Source organism: Shewanella sp. KCT (assembly GCF_007636505.1).
Taxonomy (GTDB): domain Bacteria; phylum Pseudomonadota; class Gammaproteobacteria; order Enterobacterales; family Shewanellaceae; genus Shewanella; species Shewanella halotolerans.
In genome coordinates, this window is sequence record NZ_LVDJ01000040.1 from 1 (window position 1) to 1,318 (window position 1,318).

General features: G+C 49.8%; 1 protein-coding gene. It reads right to left on the reverse strand.

The features are described from left to right. Window positions 1–19: 19 nt before the first annotated feature. Window positions 20–1,216 (reverse strand): IS4 family transposase, encoded by a 1,197-nt coding sequence (locus AYI87_RS21160; RefSeq protein WP_144204539.1) that lies wholly within the window; start codon window positions 1,214–1,216, stop codon window positions 20–22. Between the last annotated feature and the right edge of the window lie 102 nt (window positions 1,217–1,318).

Consider the following 1,318-nt stretch of genomic DNA (forward strand, 5'->3'; position numbering starts at 1 on the left):
CTGGAGGATCCCCTCATAATTAGGGCCTCCCAGAGGTGTTAACCAGTTTAAGAAATTCACCCCAAGCCCAGCGAAAATGCGATTCTTTGATTGAGTATTCCGGACGTCGTCTCACTTCTTTGCCGAGCCGGAGCACAGATAGCACGTTTCTGTCACGTATCGTATTGGCTTGAAACCTCCGCTGCCATCCCAGATGCCTGGCTGCCAGACCGATGCACCAAAGCAGGATTTCTGCCAACAAAGCTATCAGCAACAACACATCATAACGGCGTGGACAACGACTGCGGCTTTGTCTGAGTCCCATGCCGTATTGGGGACTTTTGAGGTCGCGAAAGGTTTCTTCTATCTGCATCCGTCTGGCATAAAGTTTGACCACCTGCGTTGACGAGAACGCCTCCGTAGGCAAGTTGGTTGCCAGTAACCAAGGCTCTTTACTGCCAAGACGGTAACTTTGTTGTGCCGTATGATTGCGTCCTGCTTTGGATGACCGCTTGTCGGCTCGATATTTCGGCGCAGCCTTGTACAGATGTAAATGACAGCGCATAGGCGATTTTCGTCCCAGTTTTACGTAACCAATATGCCGGGCTTTCGCCGTGGCGGAGGGATAAAGCGACTTATTCGACTGCCATTGGGCATGATTGGCCTGGAGAAAGCCGACATCCCCACGGACACGGCCAAGCCAAAACCAACCATATCGTTCCACCTCCCGAAACCAGGTATTGCGGTAACCCGCATCGGTGACAATCAGTGGACACACATGGGACGGCAGCACCTGTGCCAACTCCGCCAAGAAGGCGTTATGACTGCGTGGAGCATTGTAGTCGGCAAACTTGAAAGTACGCTCATACAGGGTAACCGAGCGCCCTTGCACACTGACAGAGGCTCGCAATGTCATCATCCGCAATTGTTCACGGACATCAGACCAATCAATGAGGATTACCGGCATGGGATTAGCAACACAGAGTAACTTGGCATGCCATTGATAAATAGCGAATTTATCAGAGTGTAGATGCGGGTTGCCGAGTAGCCTGTCTATCCGTTTGATGTTGTGCTTTGGCGCCACCGCACCAGAGATATTGCGACCAAGCTGAGTGAGTGACAACTGATTGCCATCAAGTAACGCTTCTGTAGCAACCATCAGAGAATTAAGCCGTTTTTGATGTATTTGCGGGCATTGCTTTTTGAGTAAATCGTGTAAGGTATGGACATCACGCATGGTGTTGGATCTGGTAGTTTTTTGGCGAAATCAATTAGATCAATCAACACCATGCGTGTCTACTGAATTGAATAAAAAGGGAATTATCTGGGGATTCCCTAG

What these genes read in the sequence shown, in the direction of transcription:
- AYI87_RS21160 (WP_144204539.1), bottom strand. Translation starts at nt 1,216, where the DNA reads ATGCGTGATGTCCATACCTTACACGATTTACTCAAAAAGCAATGCCCG.